Genomic DNA, 18,004 nt, shown 5'->3' with positions numbered 1-18,004 from the left:
GTAAAATGAGCGCATGTTCGGATCGCTTGGAAAACTGATTGAACGCCAGATCAAAAAGGCGCAAGCCGAGGGCCAACTGCAGGGTCTTGAAGGCGAAGGTGCCCCGTTGCCCGACCGCTCGGGCGAGGCACAAGGCGATCCCGCCATTGCTGCGGGTCATCGGATCATGGCGCAGGCCGGAGTTCTGCCCGAGGAGTTCGACATCAAGAAACAGCTCGACGCCGCCCGCAAGGAGTTTGCAGCGCTGACTGCCAATCAGGACCGCAGGGCCGCAATGGCAAAGATTGCTGATCTTGAGATGCGATACAACATGGCCCGCGATGCACGGCGCGCATTCATGCGGTGATCATTTGAACTCGGGCTTTCGGCCCTGCATCTGTGCCATGACAACTTCCATTTGATCCGACTTACCGATCAGGTCGACCTGTTCGGTAGATTCGGCCAACAGCACATCAGCACGGTCACGGGTTTCGGCCAAATCAATCAACCGTTTGGCGGCGCGGATGGCGGACGGGCTTTTACCCGCGATGTCCTCGGCCAGCGCCAGCGCTTCGGTCAGGGGATCATCCGACAGTTTGGTAACAAGCCCCCAATCTGCCGCCTGTGGCGCACCGATAGGGCGGGCGGTATAGGTCAGCAGGCGCAGCACGTCCGAGCGCACGAGCTCCGGCAGCAGAACCATGCCGCCCATGTCGGGGATAATGCCCCATTTCATCTCCATCACTGCCAGCTTGGCTTCGGGATGCGCGATGCGGATGTCGGCACCCAGCGCGATCTGTAGCCCACCGCCATAGGCGACGCCTTGAATAGCGCAGATCACCGGCACCGGGACGCGCCGCCAGATCAAGGCAAGTTCCTGCATTTCGTTGGCATCTTCGTGGCTGCGGGTCATCAGCCATTCGGTTGGGTCTGTGTGCGCCATGCTGGCAAAGCTGGCCATATCGAGCCCAGCGCAAAAGCTTTTGCCTTCCCCCGATAGCACCACGGCGCGGATGTCGGCTGCGGCGACCTCTTGACCGGCCGAAAGGATCGCCTTGATCATCGCATCGTCCAGCGCGTTCATCTTGTCGCCGCGAGTCAGCGTGACATGGGCGATGTGGTCTTTGTATTCGACGGATACGCGGGACATGGGACCTCCGGGGCGTGATTTGCTGTATAAACATGCCAGCAAGACGCCAGCAGCGCCACAGCGACGTCAGGGCAAACCGCGCATCCGAAGCCTCCTTTGAACTTCTGGCAAGGCTTGCCCCGCCTGATCGGTTGCGCTTATCTGCGGCCATGACTGGTCCTCGTTATACCCCGCTTGCCCTCACGCTGCCCGCGACCGTGCCTTTTGTCGGCCCCGAAACGCGGGAGCGCCAACGTGGCGCGCCCTTCGTGGCCCGGATCGGTGCGAATGAAAGCGTGTTTGGCCCGTCCCCGCGCGCCATCGATGCAATGCAACGGGCCGCGGGCGAGATATGGATGTATGGCGATCCCGAGAATTACGAACTACGCCATGCGCTGGCGGTACATCATGGGGTCGCGCCTGAAAACATCGTGGTTGGCGAAGGCATTGACGGGTTGCTGGGCTATCTGGTGCGCCTGCTGGTTGGTCACGGCGATGCAGTTGTGACTTCGGATGGAGCTTATCCGACTTTCAATTACCACGTGGCCGGGTTTGGTGGGGTATTGCACAAGGTCCCCTACCGCGACGATCACGAGGACCCGACGGCACTGTTCGCCAAAGCGGCGGAGGTAGACGCCAAGTTGGTCTATCTGGCCAACCCGGACAACCCGATGGGAACATGGCATTCAGGTGAGGATATCGTGTCCGCTCTGGAGGCTTTGCCAGAGGGCTGTTTGGTGGTTCTTGACGAGGCATATGTCGAATGCGCGCCCGAGGGGACCGCTGCACCTGTCGCTGCTGATGATTCACGTGTGATCCGGATGCGAACGTTTTCCAAGGTTTATGGCATGGCCGGGGCGCGGGTAGGCTACGCTATCGGCTCGTCCGATTTGATTGCGAGCTTCAACAAAGTGCGCAACCATTTCGGCATGAACCGAGCCGCGCAGGCAGGGGCATTGGCCGCGCTAAAAGATGAAGATTGGCTGACGCATGTGCAGCAAAGGATTGCCAGGTCCCGGAACCGCATCGAAGAGATTTCACGGTCGAATGGTCTGGTGCCTTTGCCGTCTGCGACAAACTTTGTGGCGATTGATTGTGGGCGCGATGGGGTGTTTGCCAAGGCCGTGTTGGACACGCTCGTTGAACAAGGCGTGTTCGTGCGGATGCCATTTGCCGCGCCCCAGAACCGGTGCATTCGGGTCAGCTGCGGAGGTGAGGCGGAAATGGCGGCGTTTGAAGCTGCTCTTCCCACGGCCTTGGCAAAAGCCTGAGCCTCGTAAAGGGGGCTGTCTGCCCCCGATCGCGCCCAAGCGCGATTTCCCCCGAAGTTATTTATGGCCAGATGAAGAGGCGGATCGGGCTTATACGGCCAGCGTCGCGGCGGCGGCTTCGAGCGCGCCCTGACCACGGGGGATATCGAGCGCAGCCATAGCGGTTTCGACGCCACCCAGCATGGCCATGACCATTTGAGCGTTTACGTGCCCCATGTGGCCAAGGCGGAAGCAGCCGTCCCAATCCTCCATTCCCAGACCGATTCCCAGCGTCAGACCCAGTTGGGTTTCGGTATAGCTGCGCAGCGGCGTGCCCCGCCCCTCGGTCAGGCGTAGGGCAGTGACCGCGTGGCTTCGATGGGCCGGGTCGGTGACGTTGAAATGCAGCGCGCCACCTTGCGCCCAGATTTCACAGGCGGCCCAGATGGCCTTTGCCAGGTGTTCGTGGCGGGCCCAGACCTGTTCGATCCCTTCGCCATGGATCAGGTCGAGCGCGGCGCGCAGGCCATACAGGTGGTGGGTTGGCGCGGTGCCGTTGAAATACTGATAGAACAGATCTGGATTGGCGCGTGGTTGCCAGTCCCAATACTGCGAGACGCGGGGCATTGTGGCGCGCTTGGCTTGCGCCTTGTCGTTGAAGAAGACAAAGCCGGTGCCCGCCGGGGTCATCAGCCCTTTCTGGCAAGCCGTGACAGTGACGTCGACACCCCAGGCATCCATCTCGAACCGGTCGCAGCCCATCGACGCGATGCAGTCAGCCATCAGCAAGGCTGGGTGGTCAATGTCGTCGAGCAACGCTCGCAAGGCCGGGATATCGTTGCGGATCGATGTGGACGTATCGACTTGGACCGCAAGGACCGCTTTGATCTTGTGGCTGGTATCGTTACGCAGGGCCTCGGCGATGCGGTCAAGATCCCAGGGCGAGGACATTCCGAAATCGATCAGGTCAACCTTGGCGCCGATTCCTTCGGCCATCTCGGCCCAACCGTGGGTGAAGCGGCCAGAGGCCGGGGCAAGCACGGTTTCACCGGGCGCGATGACGTTGGAAAGCGCAGCCTCCCATGTACCGTGGCCGTTGGCGATATAGATGGCGACGTTGTGCTGGGTTCCGGCAACGCGTTTCAAGTCTCGGGTGAGCGCGGGCATCATCTCGATCAATTCGCCGTCATAGATATTGGGCGACGGACGGTGCATCGCCTGCAGCACCGTATCGGGCATGACCGAAGGGCCGGGGATGGCCAGATACTCGCGCCCATGCGCGAGGGAGGTTTGGTTTGTCATGAGGGCAACCTGTTTGAATTGAGGCCTACCCTAGCGTCTTGCCCTGCGGCGTCAATCCAGCAGACTGGCGGCCTCGCGGGCAAGTGTTTCGATCCCGGACCAATCACCGTTTTGAACCATCTGCTTGGGCGCGACCCAGCTGCCGCCGGCGCAGACAACATTCGACAGCGACAGGTAATCGAGGGCATTTGACGGCGATACGCCACCAGTTGGGCAGAAGGTGATCTGCGGTAGCGGTGCGCCGATGGCTTTTAGGGCGGGAGCCCCTCCTGAGGCCTCGGCGGGGAAGAATTTCAGCATGTCATAGCCCTTTTCCAGCAGAGCCATGGCTTCGCTTGCAGTAGCCGCACCGGGGAGAAGGGGCAGTCCTTCGGCTTCGCAGGCGGCGATCAGGGCATCGGTCGCACCGGGGGAGACGCCGAACTGAGCGCCCGCCTCTTTGGCAGCGCGGACATCTTCGGGTGTGACCAGTGTACCCGCCCCGACAACACCGCCGGGGACGTTGGCCATGGCGCGGATCGCGTCGAGCGCGGCGGGAGTGCGCAAGGTGACTTCAAGCGCCGGGAGGCCACCGGCGACCAAAGCTTCGGCCAACGGGCGCGCATGGGCCGCGTCGTCGACGACCAGGACTGGAACAATCGGGGCCAGCGCGCAGATCTCGCGGGTGCGTTGGGTTTTAGACATTGGGTTACACTCCGAAAATGCTGGCGCCGGTGTCGGCTGAGCCGACATTCTGACGGAAGGCGCCGAAGAGGTCACGGCCAACGCCGTGTTGGTTTGCCGTAAGGTCGGCGGTGGCCGGATTTCGGTCGAGAACACCGGGGGTCAGGATTTCCAACTCGCCCTTGACCGCATCAACGCGCAACTGGTCGCCGTCTTGCAGATAGGCGATCGGTCCACCATCCAGCGCCTCGGGGCAGACATGGATGGCGGCGGGCACTTTGCCGGATGCGCCCGACATACGGCCATCGGTGACCAGAGCCACCTTCTGCCCCCTGCCCTGCAGGATCGACAGGATCGGCGTCAGCGAATGAAGTTCAGGCATACCGTTGGCTTTTGGCCCTTGGAAGCGAACAACAACGATGACGTCATCGGTGAATTCTCCGGCTTTGAAAGCGGCTTTAACGGCGTTCTGGTCGTGGAATACACGCACGGGCGCTTCGACCACTTGGTGTTCAGGTGCTACAGCCGACACCTTCATGACCCCTGTGCCCAGATTGCCCGTCAAGCGAGAGAGCCCGCCCGTGGGTTGGAACGGGTCTTTGGCCGGGCGAACGATCTTTTCGTTCAGACTGTGGCCCGCGCCCTCTTCCCAGACCAACTCGCCGTCTTTCAGCTTGGGTTCTTTGGTGTAGTTGTGCAGGCCCTGCCCCGCGACAGTCAGCGTATCGGGGTGCAGCAAGCCATCTTCCAGCAGCGTACCGATGGCGAAGCCCAGGCCACCCGCAGCGTGGAAGTGGTTCACGTCTGCCAGACCGTTGGGATAGACGCGCGCGACCAAAGGCACGACAGCGGAGATGTCGGAAAAATCCTCCCAGTCCAGCACGATACCACCGGCACGCGCCATGGCGATCAGGTGGATCAGTAGGTTGGTGGAACCGCCGGTGGCCATCAGGCCGACGATGCCATTGACGAAAGCGCGCTCGTCAAGGATCTGGCAGACCGGTGTGTAGTGATTGCCCAGCGCGCTGAGAGACAGGGCGCGGCGCGCGCCTTCCTCGGTCAGGGCATCGCGCAGGGGGGTGTTGGGGTTGATGAAGCTGGACCCTGGCAGGTGCAGGCCCATGAATTCCATCAGCATCTGGTTGGTGTTGGCAGTTCCGTAGAAGGTGCAGGTGCCGGGGCCGTGATATGCGGCCATTTCGGCCTTCATCAGCTCTTCGCGGCCCACCTCTCCGGCGGCGAATTTCTGGCGGACCTTGGCCTTTTCGTCATTCGGCAGGCCACTGGTCATCGGACCTGCAGGCAGGAAGACGGCAGGAAGATGCCCAAAGGCTTGCGCGCCGATGATCAGGCCGGGCACGATCTTGTCACAGACGCCCAGGAAAACGGCGGCGTCATAAGTGTTGTGGCTTAGCGCCACTCCGGTCGCCAGCGCGATCACATCGCGCGAGAACAGCGAGAGTTCCATCCCCGCCTCGCCTTGCGTGACGCCGTCGCACATGGCTGGCACGCCGCCTGCAACCTGCGCTGTGCCGCCTGCTGCGCGGATCGCATCGCGGATCAGGGCCGGGTAGCGTTCGAAAGGCTGATGGGCCGAGAGCATATCGTTATAGGCGGTAACGATCCCCAGATTGCCAGCCGTGCCGGTGGCCATGGAGTCCTGATCTTCGCCCGCCCCGGCATAGGCGTGGGCCTGCCCGCTGCAGGACAGGTGCGCACGCGCAGGGCCCTTGGATTTGGCCTGCTCCATTCGTTCAAGATGCGGACCACGCAGATCGGCGCTGCGGTCGATGATGCGTTTGGTGACGTCGGATATAACTGTGTTGACCATGATTACCCTCCGATCTGACGCCAGCGGCGCCCATCGCGATGCATCAGCATCAATGCTTCTTCGGGCCCCGAACTGCCCTGATCGTATTTCGCGGGCTTATCGCCACGCTCTTCCCAGCCGTGAATGATGGGATCGACCCAGGCCCATGCGGCCTCGGCCTCATCGCCGCGCATGAACAAAGTTTGGTCGCCGCGGATGACATCCATGATCAGGCGTTCATAGGCATCCGGGGATTGGCCGTCATCGCCCAGCGCATCAGCGAAACTCATATCGAGTGCAACGTCGGACAGGCGGAACCCGCCCTGCCCCGGTTCCTTGATGGTGGTGCGGAGCGTGATGCCTTCATCCGGTTGCAGGCGGATCACCAGCACGTTGCCATGCAATGGTCCGACATTCGGAAAAATCGTATGCGGCGGATCGCGAAAGAACACTGCAATCTCGGATTCACGTGCGCGCAGGCGCTTGCCGGTCCGCAGATAAAACGGGACACCGGCCCAGCGCCAGTTGCCGATATGCGCCTTCAGCGCAATGAAGCTTTCGGTACGGCTGGCGGGGTTGCCGACGTGATCCAGATAGCCATCGCCCCCTTTATCGGTGCGGTACTGACCACGAGCGATATCCTTGGGTTCCACCGGCTCCAGCGCTTCGATCACTTTGACTTTCTCATCGCGCACCGCGTTGGGTGAGAATTTCGAAGGCGGTTCCATCGCCGTCAGGCACAGCAATTGAACCAGATGGTTCTGGATCATGTCGCGCATCGCGCCGGATTGATCGTAATAGGCGCCGCGCCCCTCGACACCCACGGTCTCGGCCACCGTGATCTGAACATTATCCACGTGGGTGGCATTCCAAAGCGGTTCGAAAAGCGAGTTGGCAAAGCGCAGCGCCATCAGGTTCTGCACGGTTTCCTTGCCCAGATAATGATCGATCCGGTAAATCTGATGTTCTTCAAAACAGGCCCGCAGCCCTTCGTTCAACGCTTTGGCTGATGCCAGATCGTGACCAAAGGGTTTCTCGACCACGATACGACTGTCAGGTGTGGACAGGCCGTGCTCGTTCAGACGTTGGGCGATGCCCGAGAAAAGGCTTGGGCCTACTGACAGATAGAAGGCGCGTACCACATCCGGTCGCAGCGTTTTCGCAAGGTCAGACCAACCCGCATCGCCAAGCGCATCTACCGGAACATACTCGACGCGGGTCAGAAAGCGATCAAGCGTATCCTTTTTGAAACCCGGCGCAAACTCTTGCATCGACGCACGCAGCTGTTCACGGAACCCGTCGCTGTCCATGTCGGATCGGGCGGTTCCAATGATGCGCGCATCCTCAGGCATCTGGCCGACTTCGAAGCGATGATAGAGGCCCGGCAGGATTTTACGCTGCGCCAAATCGCCCGTCGCGCCGAACAACACAAGGTCGAACGGATCTACCGGAATTACGCGTGAGACCATTGCAAGGCTCCTTTCGAATTCCCCGCCAGCATAAGCGAGGTTTCAGCCCGGGATTAAAACGCATGTGCGTCATTAGCTATGTTATCGCTAACATTCATCGGCTGAATAGAAAACCTGAGCGCAAAAATCAAGCGCGGATTTGCAGCTGGCATCGCGGAAGATCAGTCAGGACTGCGTCCGCAGCCAGTCCATCACCGCCGGACGCACGGATTGTTCTCCACGATGGCGGGCATCGGCGATAATTTTACGCACATCCTGAAGGTTCGACCGCAACAACAGGCTTTTGACCGGCCCGATTGAGGCCGGGCGCATCGAAAGGGTACGGATGCCCATGGCCGCGAGACACAGCGCCTCGACCGGGCGGCCGGCATCTTCGCCACAGAAGCTGAGCGGTGTGTCCGAGATCGAGCATCTCTCAACGATACGTTCAATGAAACTCAGAAAGCTGACATTCAGAGTATCGTAGCGACGGCGAACCAGTTCATTTTCGCGGTCGGCGGCGAAGAAAAACTGTTTCAGGTCGTTCCCACCGATCGAGATAAAGCCGACTTCGTCAAAGAACTTCTGCGGCGCAAAGGCAAGTGAAGGCGTTTCCAGCATCGCCCCCACTTCGAGCGATTCAGGCAGAACATGGCCCAGGCGCCGTTCACGCTCGATCGTTTTCTTGACCTCCCAGCGCGCCTCACGGAATTCGTCAGCCTGCGCGACAAACGGGAACATGATCGTCAGGGGGCGGCCATCGGCGGCCCGGATCAGCGCCTGCAACTGCATCCGCATCACGCCGCGCTTGTCCAGACCCACCCGGATCGCCCGCCAGCCCAGCGCAGGGTTCGGTTCTTCCACATGCTTCATATAGGGCAGAACTTTGTCTGACCCGATATCGAGTGTACGGAACACCACACGCTTTTCGCCCGCAGCATCCAGAACCCGTTTGTATTGCGTCACCAGCTCGGATCGCTTGGGCATCTGATTGCGGATCAGAAACTGCAACTCAGTGCGGAACAGGCCCACTCCCTCGGCACCAGAATTGCTAAGTGAGGGCAGATCGGCCATCAGGCCCGCATTCATCACCATGTTGATTCGCGCACCATCCTGAGTAACGGTGGGCGTTTCACGGATCGAGGCGTAGCGCTCCTGCGCTTTGGCCTCCATCGCGATCTTGTCACGGAATGCACTAACGACGGTGTCTTCGGGGCGCAGATGAACGACACCGCTATCGCCATCAACCAGAATGTGATCGCCGTTCAGGGCTTCGGTGGTGATGCGGCCTACATGCACCACCAGTGGGATCGCCAACGCGCGCGCCACGATAGTGGCATGGCTTCCGACCGAGCCTTCTTCCAACACGATCCCTTTGAGAGAACGGCCATATTCAAGCAGATCACCGGGGCCGATATTTCGCGCAATTAGGATCGGATCGGGCGGCAGGTCAGCCCCATTTCCGTTACCCTGTCCAGTCAAAATTCGCAGCAACCGATTGCTGAGGTCGTCCAGATCGGCCAACCGTTCACGTAAATACGGATCGGTGACCTGCCCCATGCGGGCCCGCGCCTGAGATTGTTCTTTCTCGACCGCCGCCTCAGCGCTGAGACCAAGAGCGATGTCCTCCTCCATCCGGCGCATCCAACCCTTGGAGTTGGCGAACATCCGGTAGGCTTCCAGAACCTGCAACTGCTCTTTGTCGCCGCCCTGAGAAATCTCAAGCATCTTGTCGACGCCGACGCGTAGCTCTTCAACGGCCTCGGTCAGCCGCTCACGCTCACGATGCGGGTCTTCGGCAATGGGATTGGTGACAACAACACGAGGTTCATGCAGCCAGACATGGCCTTCAGCAGATCCCTCCTGCGCCGGGCCACCGGTAAGTTGCACCGATTGCTGGTGCAGCGGTGACAAGGCCGCGCCTTCGCCGACGAACGCGCCCAGTTCGGCCATTTCGGCCAGAACCATCGCGACAACTTCCAGCGCATAAACCTCATCCGCCGAAAACTCGCGCGCGTCCCGGGACTGAACCACCAGCACGCCCAGTTTCTGACCCAGACGCTGTACCGGCACACCAAGAAAGGACGAATACCGTTCCTCGCCAGTTTCCGGCATGTACCGAAAGCCCTTGGCCGAGGGCGCGTCCGCCGTATTCACCACCTTGCCAGATTTGGCGACGCGACCGACCAGCCCTTCGCCCATACGCATCCGCGTCTTGTGCACCGCTTCTGGGGACAGACCTTCGGTGGCGCACAGTTCAAGCGTATCCTCATCCCGAAAAAGGTAGATCGAGCAAACTTCGCGACCGGTACTGTCGGCGATCAGGTGCGTGATCCGGTCAAGACGTTCCTGACCGGCGGCTTCGCTCGCCATTTCTTCGCGCAGCCGTCCCAGCAGCTTGCGAGATTCTGTTTCCGTGCCTTCCGCCATGGCCCACCCACGTTACGGTTTCAGACAGGACACTTGGCTGAAAGCTCAGGCCGCCTTGTCCAGTTCAAAGGCATCATGCAGTGCCTGAACCGCAAGTTCCATGTATTTCCTGTCGATCAGGACGGAAATTTTAATCTCGGAGGTTGTAATGACCTTGATGTTAATCCCCTCATCCGAGAGAATCTTGAACATCTTGGCCGCAACACCGGATTGCGAGCGCATACCGATCCCGACAACTGAGACCTTGCAAACATCCTCATCCGCAACCAGTTCGGCGTAGTTCAGCTCACCCTGATCCTTGATCGCCAGCAATGCCTTTTCGGCGCGGGAGACCTGATTGGTCGGACAGGAGAAGGTCATGTCGGTGCGCCCTTCGTCCGAGATATTCTGGACGATCATGTCCACGTTCACGCCCTCGTCGCTGAGCGCAGTAAAGATGATCGAGGCGATGCCGGGGCGGTCCGCCACGGAAACGACGGTCATCTTGGCTTCGTCGCGGGAATAGGCCACACCGGCCACAACATTGGATTCCATGATATCCTCCTCGTCGCAGACCAGTGTACCGGCCTCGTCGGATTGTTCCTCAAAGCTTGAAAGAACGCGCAGTTTCACCTTGTAGCGCATCGCCAGCTCGACCGAGCGGGTTTGAAGCACTTTGGCCCCCAGCGAGGCCAGTTCGAGCATTTCCTCGAACGAGATTTTGTCCAGCTTGCGCGCTTTTTCACAGATGCGCGGGTCGGTCGTATAGACACCGTCCACATCCGTATAGATGTCGCAGCGCTCGGCTTCGAAAGCGGCAGCAAAAGCCACGGCAGTGGTGTCCGAACCGCCCCGACCCAGCGTGGTGATGCGACCTTCGGGGCTGATGCCCTGGAAGCCCGCGACCACCGCAACGCGCATCCCTTCGCCGAATTTCTGGTTGATATTCTCGGGCGGGATTTCTTCGATCCGGGCCGCTGAATGGGCACCGTTGGTGATCAGCGGCACCTGCCAACCCTGCCAGCTGCGCGCCGGGATGTCCATTTCCTGCAGGGTCAGCGCCATCAGGCCAGCTGTAACGTTTTCACCAGAGGAGACAACGGCATCATATTCGCGCGCGTCATAGAGCGGAGAGATTTCATCGACCCAGCCCACCAGCTCGTTGGTCTTGCCGGACATCGCCGAAACGATGACGATGACGTCATAGCCTTTGGCTACCTCGACACCAACCCGTTTGGCAGCACGGCGGATCCGGTCCAGATTGGCGACCGATGTGCCGCCGAATTTCATCACGAGTACGGGCATGGGGGCTAGTGTCTCCGCGCCTTGAATTTCTGATCCCGTGCCTCTTATGCGAGGGGGGGCGCAAGGGCAAGTGGGCAAAGTCTGCACCGCAGTGCTTTACTTTGGTCGTGCGTGGTGTAAGCGTTCGGTCAAAGTCTTATTCCACGAGGATTTCAATGTTCCGCTTTGCCCTTGCCCTAAGCCTGGTTTCGACTGCCGCAAATGCCCAAGTGGCAACCTTATCGGGAACGGATGGCGAGAACTCATTAGGCACCGTTCCATGCGCTGCATTGGCAGGTGATACACTGGCCAGTTGTCCGGCCGAATTGCGGAAGCGCGAAGATGGAACGGCGACGTTGGCGGTTCAGTTGAACACTGGCGAGGTCCGGCGGATTTACTTCACCAAAGGCGTGCCGGATTCCAGCAGTTCGACATCGAAACTGACCTATGAGACACGCGGTGATATCATGGTGATCTTCATTGATCCCGGTGAAGTCTACGAAATCCCCAAGGCGGCCCTGAACTCTCAGTAAGGGTGCGCCCGACCATCCCAGGTTTCAAAACAACCGGTAGTATCGAGCGAGAGAGCCGCAAATCGCTCGATCAAGCCGTTTGCCGCCTGATCGACCGTGATCTCTGCCGCAGCTCCGCCCATGTCCGTCTGCACCCAGCCCGGATGGTAGATTCCCACCGCAATGCCATCCGCCTGTAGGTCAGTCGCTAGGTTGCGGCCCAAATTCAGCGCCGCCGCCTTTGACGCACGGTAGATATAGCTGCCACCCGGCGCGCGCGTATGTGACGCCATCTGAGACGAAACGATGGCGATCCGGCCCCGCGCGGTTCGCAGGTTCGGCAACAAGGACTGGATGGTAAGAAACACGCCTGTCACGTTGGCGGCGAAGCTTTGCGCCCACATCTCGGCGGGATAGCCACTAATGTCGTGTCCTTTGTCCAGATAAACGCCCGCATTGCAGATCAGCAGGTCAATCTGGCGGCCTCGCAGTTGCTCGGCCATTGCAGCGTGCTGTTCTGGGTCCGAGACATCCAGCACGATATCTGCGCTACCGTCTCGGGCAGTTCCGGTCACTTCATGACCTTCTGCACGGTATTGATCCGCAACGGTTTTCCCGATCCCTCGGTTCGCGCCCGTAACAACGATGTGCATGGGTCAGTTGGTCTTGCGGCTAGGAACAAACGGCAACGGTGCGACCGGCACGCCGTCTTCAATCAGCGATTGCGCCTCTTCGGGCTTGGCCTCACCATAGATCGCGCGCTCGGGCGCATCCCCCAGATGGATTTTGCGGGCTTCTTTGGCGAAATCCTTGCCCACATAGTCCGAGTTTTCCTCGACCTTTCGACGCAGTTCGCTAAGGACCTCAGCGATCTCGGGCGAAGGTGTTGCCATGCTGATCTCATCCGCAGAAGGCTGCGCTGGTGCAACCTCGGTCACCGCCTTGCGCGCAGGCCGGACACGCGGTGTCATCACCGCCTTTTCCACCTTGTCGCAGCCGCATACCGCGCAGGTTACCAACCCGGCCGCTGACAGTTTGTCAAAGGCGGCTGCGGATTGAAACCAACTGTCAAAGCTGTGGTCATTGCTGCATTTCAATGCGTATTGAATCATATCACATCCAAAATCCGGTTGGCGAATAGATACCGACCAACATGGCAATATCAAGTCTTGATCTTGGCCCGCTATTGCCGATGCAACCCGAATCCACCCAAAAGCGCGGCGAGATCAGGCGACGCCACTTTCGATGACGCCTTTTTGGGCGAAACCCATTTGCGCCTGCGCTCACCCGCTTCGGGAAAATGCGCCTCGGATCGCTGCACATGCAGCGGAAACACATCAACTAGACACAGCGCCGATGGCTTGCCAGGCCGGTTCTTGATATAGGCAAACCGACCAAGGCTTTCGCTTCCGCACTGCCCCAAAACACCAGCCTCTTCCCAAGCCTCGCGGGCGGCTGTTTCAGAAGGGGTCAGCCCGTTGATCAACCAACCCTTGGGAATGATCCAGCGCCGCGCCCTGCGCGTTGTGATCAACAAAATCTCGGGCAGGCCGTCATTGGTTCGATAGCAAAGCGCAGCGGATTGAGTATAAACAGGCAGCGCCCCGGAAAGGGAGAGGTTCTCGGCCGAAAGATCGGCGATAGCACCATTACTGCGCCCGTCAAACACGGTTCATATCCACTGCTCGCTCCGCTTATGTTGCGGTTTATAAAGTGATATTTATCATATCCGGCAGAGTCTGCCAAGCTTTACGGGAAAGCCCCCTTGTTCAGAGCCATCCGCCCCGACAAGCGCCGCACCAGCTCCTCATGAGGGATGTCGGCATCAATCGCCAATCGACGCAGCCCAAAATGCACATGCGCGATCTGCTGGTAGTAGCGGGTATAGACAAAATTTGTACCGCCCCCAACAAGCGCCCCAAGCAACGGTACAGACTGCGCCGCCAGCTTCTGGCCCAGCACTACGGACAGGCGCGGCGCCACCATCGCAATGAGGCGTTGCATGGTCGGTCCGGTCAGGGTCATGCGCATTGAGAAAAAGCCCAGATCAGCCCCGTCATCCTCGGCCAAAGGACCTGCGGCTGACAACACTCGGATCGAGTCGAATTTCACGTTCTCGGCGGTCGGATCAAATCCTTCCCGCATCGCTGCGCCTTGGATCGCGCGCAGCATCATGGCGGTTGTCGCGGGCAGCTCGACAAGTGCTGTGGACACTCCACCCAGACCTCCGGCTGCGCCCATGGCAGTGGTCAAGGCTGTGTTGACCCATGGTTTCTGGTCAGGCACGGCACGCCGAGAGCCTTCGGCCGCATGCATGGCAAGCCAAAGCGCCTGTTCGGTTGCTTCGGTCAGACCTTCTCGCACCGGCTTAGGTAACTGATCCAATAAGGATTCCGCCGAACCACCAAGCTTGTTCAGCAGATTCACTCCTGCGCCACCTGCCGCACCGTACAGCTGCGCAAGCCGATCAAGCTCGGCCTCAGGATCGAGTTTTTCGACAAGAACCACGTCCTGCATCTGTGCCCTCCTGTCCTGAAAACATCGGGACTTTGCAGCGGGTTTTCAATGGGTCAACGGGTCCAGCGACTAACAAGCCCCTGAATTTCGGACCAAACTCCGGGGGTCAGTTCCAAACCCAGTATGCGATCAGGGTTGGTGGGCGGGGGCATTTCGACACCCGTCAGCGGGGTGAACCCGAACCGGGCATAATAGGGCGCATCGCCCACAAGCATGACGCGATCCCACCCTTTGGCGCGCCCGGCCTCTACCCCCTGATGGATCAGATATCCGCCCAACCCTTCGCCTTGATGGGTCGGGTGGACCGCCACTGGACCTAGCAGCAGCGCGTCATGTTCACCCACATGCACGGGCCAAAACCGGATTGCACCAGCCAGAATGCCCTGCCCATCGCGCGCGACCTGCGACAGGCCAGCGACAGGCGGCACGTCATCGCGCAGACGATAAGACGACAACGCCTCGCGCCCCGGAGCAAAGCACAGGTCATAGAGCGCTTCGACCTCCCACCAGTCTTCCGGCTCTTCCGGCCTGATCTTGAATTGCTGCACGCGCGCCCTCTTATCCTTGCTGGAAATCGCCCTAGCACTTCGATAGGCCTTGGGCAAACGCTTGGAGTCCATATGTTCTATCGCCCCGAAGACGGCCACGGCCTGCCGCACAACCCCTTCAACGCCATCATAACCCCACGCCCGATCGGCTGGATTTCGACGCGCGATGCTGACGGGATCAACAACCTGGCCCCGTATTCCTTCTTCAATGGTGTCGCTTATACACCGCCCCAGGTGATGTTCGCCTCAACCGGCTCCAAACACGATCAGGATGGCGGCAAGGACAGCATCGCCAATATCGAGGCCACGAAGGTATTCTGCGTCAACGTGGTGGCCCATGCGCATCGCGATGCAATGAATGCCAGCTCAGAGGGTTTGGGAAAGCACGTCGACGAGTTCACTCATGCTGGGCTGACACCCGTTGAATGCGAAACCATAAATTGCTCTCGGGTCGAGGGAGCGCCCGCAGCGCTGGAATGCAAACTTACTCAGATCGTTACTCTGCCGGGTGAGTCCAATCGGGTGGTGTTCGGAGAGGTCACTGGTGTGCACCTGCACGATGACCACATCCGTGACGGCAAATTTGACGTGACCTCATTCAACCCGCTCGCGCGGTTGGGTTATCGGGACTATTCTGTGGTGACAGAATTGTTCAGCCTTTCACGCCCGGATGACTAATGCCACTGCCTGATCCTACACGCAGATATCCGATTGTTCTGCCCGACGGCTCTAGCCACAACGGAACAGTGTTTCTGTCTCAGGCCATCGATCATCCCCGCTTTGAGGCCGGAGCTTACACTTATGCTTCGGATTTCGATGCGCCGAAGGACTGGGCGCAGCGGCTTGCACCGTATCTGTTTCCCTTTTCAGAAGAAAAGCTGATGCTGGGCAAGTTCTGCCAAATCGCTCATGGAGTAAGGTTTATCACTGCCTCCGCAAATCACGCGACCGATGGCTTGACCTGCTTTCCATTTCCAATCTTCGATCCGGATCGCATGTCAGGCTACCAGCCTGATACACGTGATACCGTCATCGGGCACGATGTCTGGATCGGTTACGGAGCTTTGATTTTACCCGGAGCGCAGATCGGAAATGGCGCGATTGTTGGCGCAGGCTCGGTCGTGCGGGGTCAGGTTCCACCCTATGCAGTCGTTACCGGAAATCCGGCAAAAGTCCGGCGCTATCGTTTTGATCGCGATGTGATTGAAAGGCTGCAAGACTTGCGATGGTGGGATTGGCCCGCAGAAACAATCACTCGGGCCGAAGATGCCTTGCTTTCAGGCAATATCGATGCGTTGGAGCGCATTGCTTCTGAGATATAAGGCGGCCAATCCGGCCGCCCTTTCGCGTATTCAGTGCCCGCCCAGAATACCGGTGCGGACCGAATAATCCACAGCCAGTTCGTAATCCGGGTCATCATCGCTGTCGACCATCAGATGGCCGGCCTTGTTCAGCAGTGTATGACAGTCACGGCTCAGGTGCCGCAGCATGACGCGTTTGCCAGCCGCTTCGTATTTGGCGGCGATGTTTTCGATAGCCTGCAGCGCGGATTGGTCCACGACACGGCTGGCTGCAAAGTCGATGATGACGGTCTCGGGGTCGTTTGTTACGTCGAACAGCTCCACGAAGCCCTCGGACGAGCCAAAGAACAGCGGGCCCTGAATTTCATAGACCTTCGCCCCTTCTTCCGTTTCCGAGTCGCGCGTAACCGCGTGGATGCGTTTGGCGTTATTCCATGCATAAGCCAGGGCAGAGACAATCACACCTACCACAACAGCCACCGCAAGGTCTTCCATCACGGTGACGACTGTCACCAGTACGATCACGAACGCATCCATCAAAGGCACCTTCCGCATGATCTTCAGCGAATTCCAGGCGAAGGTTCCGATCACCACCATGAACATCACACCGACAAGTGCGGCCAGTGGAATCTGCTCGATCAGAGGCGAACCCACCAGGATGAAGAGCAACAGAAATAGCGCTGCAGCGATACCTGCGATACGCGTGCGCCCGCCTGACTTCACGTTGATCATCGACTGACCGATCATCGCACAACCGCCCATACCACCAAAGAAACCGGTGACTACGTTCGCTGTGCCCTGCGCGATACATTCCTGCGAGGCACCACCGCGCTTGCCGGTGATCTCACCCACAAGGTTTAGCGTCAGCAGGGATTCAATCAGACCGATTGCGGCAAGGATCAGGGCATAGGGCAGGATGATTTCAAAGGTCTCCCAGTTCAGCGGCACCATAGGTATATGGAAGCTGGGCAGGCCGCCTTCGATCGAAGCAAGATCACCGACACGCGGGACGTCCAGCCCAATGCCAATGACCAAAGCAGCGACAACAAAAATCCCGGCCAGAGGCGCTGGGATGACGCGGGTGATGCGGGGCATGATCCAGATCACAGCCATGGTCAGAGCAACCAGACCCAGCATTGTGTAGAGCTGTAGGCCTGAGAGCCACTCGCCACCGCCCATGCCGTGGCCGGTATTTTCCATGGTTCCGGGCACTTTGAATTGCCCCAGCTGCGCCAGAAAGATCACAATCGCCAGGCCGTTCACAAAGCCCAGCATCACCGGGTGCGGCACAAGACGGATGAACCGGCCCCAATGCATCGCTCCTGCGATAATCTGCATAATCCCCATCAGCACCACTGTAGCGAACAGGTATTCGACCCCGTGCTGCGCAACCAATGCGACCATGACAACCGCAAGCGCCCCGGTTGCGCCCGAGATCATGCCGGGGCGACCACCGATCAACGCAGTGATCAGACCAACCAGGAATGCGGCATAAAGCCCGACCAGAGGGTGCACCCCGGCGACAAAGGCAAAGGCCACGGCTTCGGGGACCAGCGCCAAGGCGACGGTGAGACCGGACAGCAACTCGATCCGCAGGCGGGAAAAGGTCAATCCCTCATCCGGGACCCAGCGCAAATCGGGTTTGGCTATACGATTGGCAAAGCTTGCCAGCATGGCTCGGGGCATGGATCGGTCCTGTTGGTCGGTTTTGTTCGCGCGAAAGGGGCCTTCTAGCGGTCAAACCGGTCTTGAGATACCGCGCCAGGCGGGACCCTGATATGCGCCCTGCGCATAGCTTGACCCAAGCGCACACAAACCGTTGAACCCACTTGTCAAATGAAGCTGTGGCCCG

18 protein-coding genes are annotated in these 18,004 nt (G+C 59.5%); 5 read left to right on the top strand and 13 right to left on the bottom strand.

Annotated elements, in window-relative coordinates; translation table 11 throughout:
• Positions 1 to 13: 13 nt before the first annotated feature.
• Complete coding sequence (locus ACR0CZ_RS16925; protein WP_170397264.1) at positions 14 to 346, top strand: DnaJ family domain-containing protein; 333 nt, start codon at positions 14 to 16, stop codon at positions 344 to 346.
• Here the strand turns inward: ACR0CZ_RS16925 and ACR0CZ_RS16920 are convergent, their stop codons facing one another.
• The gene (locus ACR0CZ_RS16920; protein WP_170397265.1) at positions 347 to 1,129 is read right to left on the bottom strand and encodes a crotonase/enoyl-CoA hydratase family protein; all 783 of its coding nucleotides are present in this window, start codon (positions 1,127 to 1,129) and stop codon (positions 347 to 349) included.
• A gap of 149 nt (positions 1,130 to 1,278) precedes the next feature.
• Between ACR0CZ_RS16920 and ACR0CZ_RS16915 the strand changes: the two genes are divergently transcribed.
• On the top strand, positions 1,279 to 2,379 hold the full coding sequence (locus ACR0CZ_RS16915) for a pyridoxal phosphate-dependent aminotransferase (protein WP_480537209.1): 1,101 nt from the start codon (positions 1,279 to 1,281) through the stop codon (positions 2,377 to 2,379).
• A gap of 90 nt (positions 2,380 to 2,469) precedes the next feature.
• Here ACR0CZ_RS16915 and ACR0CZ_RS16910 read toward each other — a convergent pair whose 3' ends face one another.
• The 6 genes from ACR0CZ_RS16910 to ACR0CZ_RS16885 form a co-directional block, all read right to left on the bottom strand.
• Positions 2,470 to 3,660: an aminotransferase class V-fold PLP-dependent enzyme gene (locus ACR0CZ_RS16910; RefSeq protein WP_170397267.1), complete on the bottom strand. Its 1,191-nt coding sequence runs from the start codon at positions 3,658 to 3,660 to the stop codon at positions 2,470 to 2,472.
• Between the two features lie 51 nt (positions 3,661 to 3,711).
• Complete coding sequence (locus ACR0CZ_RS16905) at positions 3,712 to 4,344, bottom strand: bifunctional 4-hydroxy-2-oxoglutarate aldolase/2-dehydro-3-deoxy-phosphogluconate aldolase (RefSeq protein WP_170397269.1); 633 nt, start codon at positions 4,342 to 4,344, stop codon at positions 3,712 to 3,714.
• Between the two features lie 4 nt (positions 4,345 to 4,348).
• Entirely contained in the window at positions 4,349 to 6,154 is a 1,806-nt protein-coding gene (edd, locus tag ACR0CZ_RS16900) for a phosphogluconate dehydratase (protein ID WP_480537210.1), read from the bottom strand.
• Positions 6,155 to 6,156: 2 nt separating this feature from the next.
• The gene (zwf, locus tag ACR0CZ_RS16895; RefSeq protein WP_170404252.1) at positions 6,157 to 7,602 is read right to left on the bottom strand and encodes a glucose-6-phosphate dehydrogenase; all 1,446 of its coding nucleotides are present in this window, start codon (positions 7,600 to 7,602) and stop codon (positions 6,157 to 6,159) included.
• A 165-nt stretch (positions 7,603 to 7,767) separates the two neighbouring features.
• Positions 7,768 to 10,011: a phosphoenolpyruvate--protein phosphotransferase gene (ptsP, locus tag ACR0CZ_RS16890; RefSeq protein WP_170397273.1), complete on the bottom strand. Its 2,244-nt coding sequence runs from the start codon at positions 10,009 to 10,011 to the stop codon at positions 7,768 to 7,770.
• Positions 10,012 to 10,056: 45 nt separating this feature from the next.
• Complete coding sequence (locus tag ACR0CZ_RS16885) at positions 10,057 to 11,295, bottom strand: aspartate kinase (RefSeq protein ID WP_170397275.1); 1,239 nt, start codon at positions 11,293 to 11,295, stop codon at positions 10,057 to 10,059.
• Between the two features lie 155 nt (positions 11,296 to 11,450).
• Here ACR0CZ_RS16885 and ACR0CZ_RS16880 point away from each other — a divergent pair, with 155 nt between their 5' ends.
• Entirely contained in the window at positions 11,451 to 11,807 is a 357-nt protein-coding gene (locus ACR0CZ_RS16880) for a hypothetical protein (protein ID WP_170397277.1), read from the top strand.
• On the opposite strand, the gene ACR0CZ_RS16875 is transcribed toward ACR0CZ_RS16880, so the two are convergent.
• The 5 genes from ACR0CZ_RS16875 to ACR0CZ_RS16855 all read right to left on the bottom strand — a co-directional run bounded on the left by ACR0CZ_RS16875 (position 11,801) and on the right by ACR0CZ_RS16855 (position 14,851).
• Positions 11,801 to 12,439 (bottom strand): SDR family NAD(P)-dependent oxidoreductase, encoded by a 639-nt coding sequence (locus tag ACR0CZ_RS16875; protein WP_170397279.1) that lies wholly within the window; start codon positions 12,437 to 12,439, stop codon positions 11,801 to 11,803. The two genes, ACR0CZ_RS16880 and ACR0CZ_RS16875, sit on opposite strands and share 7 nt — an antisense overlap.
• Positions 12,440 to 12,442: 3 nt before the next feature.
• Positions 12,443 to 12,898: a DUF1178 family protein gene (locus ACR0CZ_RS16870; RefSeq protein WP_170397281.1), complete on the bottom strand. Its 456-nt coding sequence runs from the start codon at positions 12,896 to 12,898 to the stop codon at positions 12,443 to 12,445.
• A gap of 71 nt (positions 12,899 to 12,969) precedes the next feature.
• Positions 12,970 to 13,455: an NUDIX hydrolase gene (locus ACR0CZ_RS16865; protein ID WP_170397283.1), complete on the bottom strand. Its 486-nt coding sequence runs from the start codon at positions 13,453 to 13,455 to the stop codon at positions 12,970 to 12,972.
• A gap of 80 nt (positions 13,456 to 13,535) precedes the next feature.
• Positions 13,536 to 14,303: an EcsC family protein gene (locus ACR0CZ_RS16860; RefSeq protein ID WP_480537211.1), complete on the bottom strand. Its 768-nt coding sequence runs from the start codon at positions 14,301 to 14,303 to the stop codon at positions 13,536 to 13,538.
• 53 nt (positions 14,304 to 14,356) lie between these two features.
• Positions 14,357 to 14,851, bottom strand: coding sequence for a GNAT family N-acetyltransferase (locus tag ACR0CZ_RS16855; protein WP_170397287.1), 495 nt, complete (start codon positions 14,849 to 14,851; stop codon positions 14,357 to 14,359).
• Positions 14,852 to 14,923: 72 nt separating this feature from the next.
• Here ACR0CZ_RS16855 and ACR0CZ_RS16850 point away from each other — a divergent pair, with 72 nt between their 5' ends.
• Together ACR0CZ_RS16850 and ACR0CZ_RS16845 are read left to right on the top strand one after the other, a co-directional pair.
• Positions 14,924 to 15,529, top strand: coding sequence for a flavin reductase family protein (locus ACR0CZ_RS16850; protein ID WP_170397289.1), 606 nt, complete (start codon positions 14,924 to 14,926; stop codon positions 15,527 to 15,529).
• On the top strand, positions 15,529 to 16,173 hold the full coding sequence (locus ACR0CZ_RS16845) for a CatB-related O-acetyltransferase (RefSeq protein WP_170397291.1): 645 nt from the start codon (positions 15,529 to 15,531) through the stop codon (positions 16,171 to 16,173). The genes ACR0CZ_RS16850 and ACR0CZ_RS16845 overlap by 1 nt, the downstream gene beginning before the upstream one ends.
• A gap of 30 nt (positions 16,174 to 16,203) precedes the next feature.
• Here the strand turns inward: ACR0CZ_RS16845 and ACR0CZ_RS16840 are convergent, their stop codons facing one another.
• Positions 16,204 to 17,838 (bottom strand): SulP family inorganic anion transporter, encoded by a 1,635-nt coding sequence (locus tag ACR0CZ_RS16840; protein ID WP_170397293.1) that lies wholly within the window; start codon positions 17,836 to 17,838, stop codon positions 16,204 to 16,206.
• Positions 17,839 to 18,004: the final 166 nt, after the last annotated feature.

This window comes from Ruegeria sp. H9, from assembly GCF_056532915.1.
Note: the sequence above shows the minus strand (reverse complement) of the source record. Positions and strands in the feature narration are given on the sequence as shown.

What these genes read in the sequence shown, in the direction of transcription:
- ACR0CZ_RS16870 (WP_170397281.1), bottom strand. Translation starts at nt 12,898, where the DNA reads ATGATTCAATACGCATTGAAATGCAGCAATGACCACAGCTTTGACAGT.
- ACR0CZ_RS16910 (WP_170397267.1), bottom strand. Translation starts at nt 3,660, where the DNA reads ATGACAAACCAAACCTCCCTCGCGCATGGGCGCGAGTATCTGGCCATC.
- ACR0CZ_RS16925 (WP_170397264.1), top strand. Translation starts at nt 14, where the DNA reads ATGTTCGGATCGCTTGGAAAACTGATTGAACGCCAGATCAAAAAGGCG.
- ACR0CZ_RS16860 (WP_480537211.1), bottom strand. Translation starts at nt 14,303, where the DNA reads ATGCAGGACGTGGTTCTTGTCGAAAAACTCGATCCTGAGGCCGAGCTT.
- ACR0CZ_RS16920 (WP_170397265.1), bottom strand. Translation starts at nt 1,129, where the DNA reads ATGTCCCGCGTATCCGTCGAATACAAAGACCACATCGCCCATGTCACG.
- ACR0CZ_RS16885 (WP_170397275.1), bottom strand. Translation starts at nt 11,295, where the DNA reads ATGCCCGTACTCGTGATGAAATTCGGCGGCACATCGGTCGCCAATCTG.
- zwf (WP_170404252.1), bottom strand. Translation starts at nt 7,602, where the DNA reads ATGGTCTCACGCGTAATTCCGGTAGATCCGTTCGACCTTGTGTTGTTC.
- ACR0CZ_RS16905 (WP_170397269.1), bottom strand. Translation starts at nt 4,344, where the DNA reads ATGTCTAAAACCCAACGCACCCGCGAGATCTGCGCGCTGGCCCCGATT.
- ACR0CZ_RS16915 (WP_480537209.1), top strand. Translation starts at nt 1,279, where the DNA reads ATGACTGGTCCTCGTTATACCCCGCTTGCCCTCACGCTGCCCGCGACC.
- ACR0CZ_RS16840 (WP_170397293.1), bottom strand. Translation starts at nt 17,838, where the DNA reads ATGCCCCGAGCCATGCTGGCAAGCTTTGCCAATCGTATAGCCAAACCC.
- ACR0CZ_RS16845 (WP_170397291.1), top strand. Translation starts at nt 15,529, where the DNA reads ATGCCACTGCCTGATCCTACACGCAGATATCCGATTGTTCTGCCCGAC.
- ptsP (WP_170397273.1), bottom strand. Translation starts at nt 10,011, where the DNA reads ATGGCGGAAGGCACGGAAACAGAATCTCGCAAGCTGCTGGGACGGCTG.
- edd (WP_480537210.1), bottom strand. Translation starts at nt 6,154, where the DNA reads ATGGTCAACACAGTTATATCCGACGTCACCAAACGCATCATCGACCGC.
- ACR0CZ_RS16850 (WP_170397289.1), top strand. Translation starts at nt 14,924, where the DNA reads ATGTTCTATCGCCCCGAAGACGGCCACGGCCTGCCGCACAACCCCTTC.
- ACR0CZ_RS16880 (WP_170397277.1), top strand. Translation starts at nt 11,451, where the DNA reads ATGTTCCGCTTTGCCCTTGCCCTAAGCCTGGTTTCGACTGCCGCAAAT.
- ACR0CZ_RS16875 (WP_170397279.1), bottom strand. Translation starts at nt 12,439, where the DNA reads ATGCACATCGTTGTTACGGGCGCGAACCGAGGGATCGGGAAAACCGTT.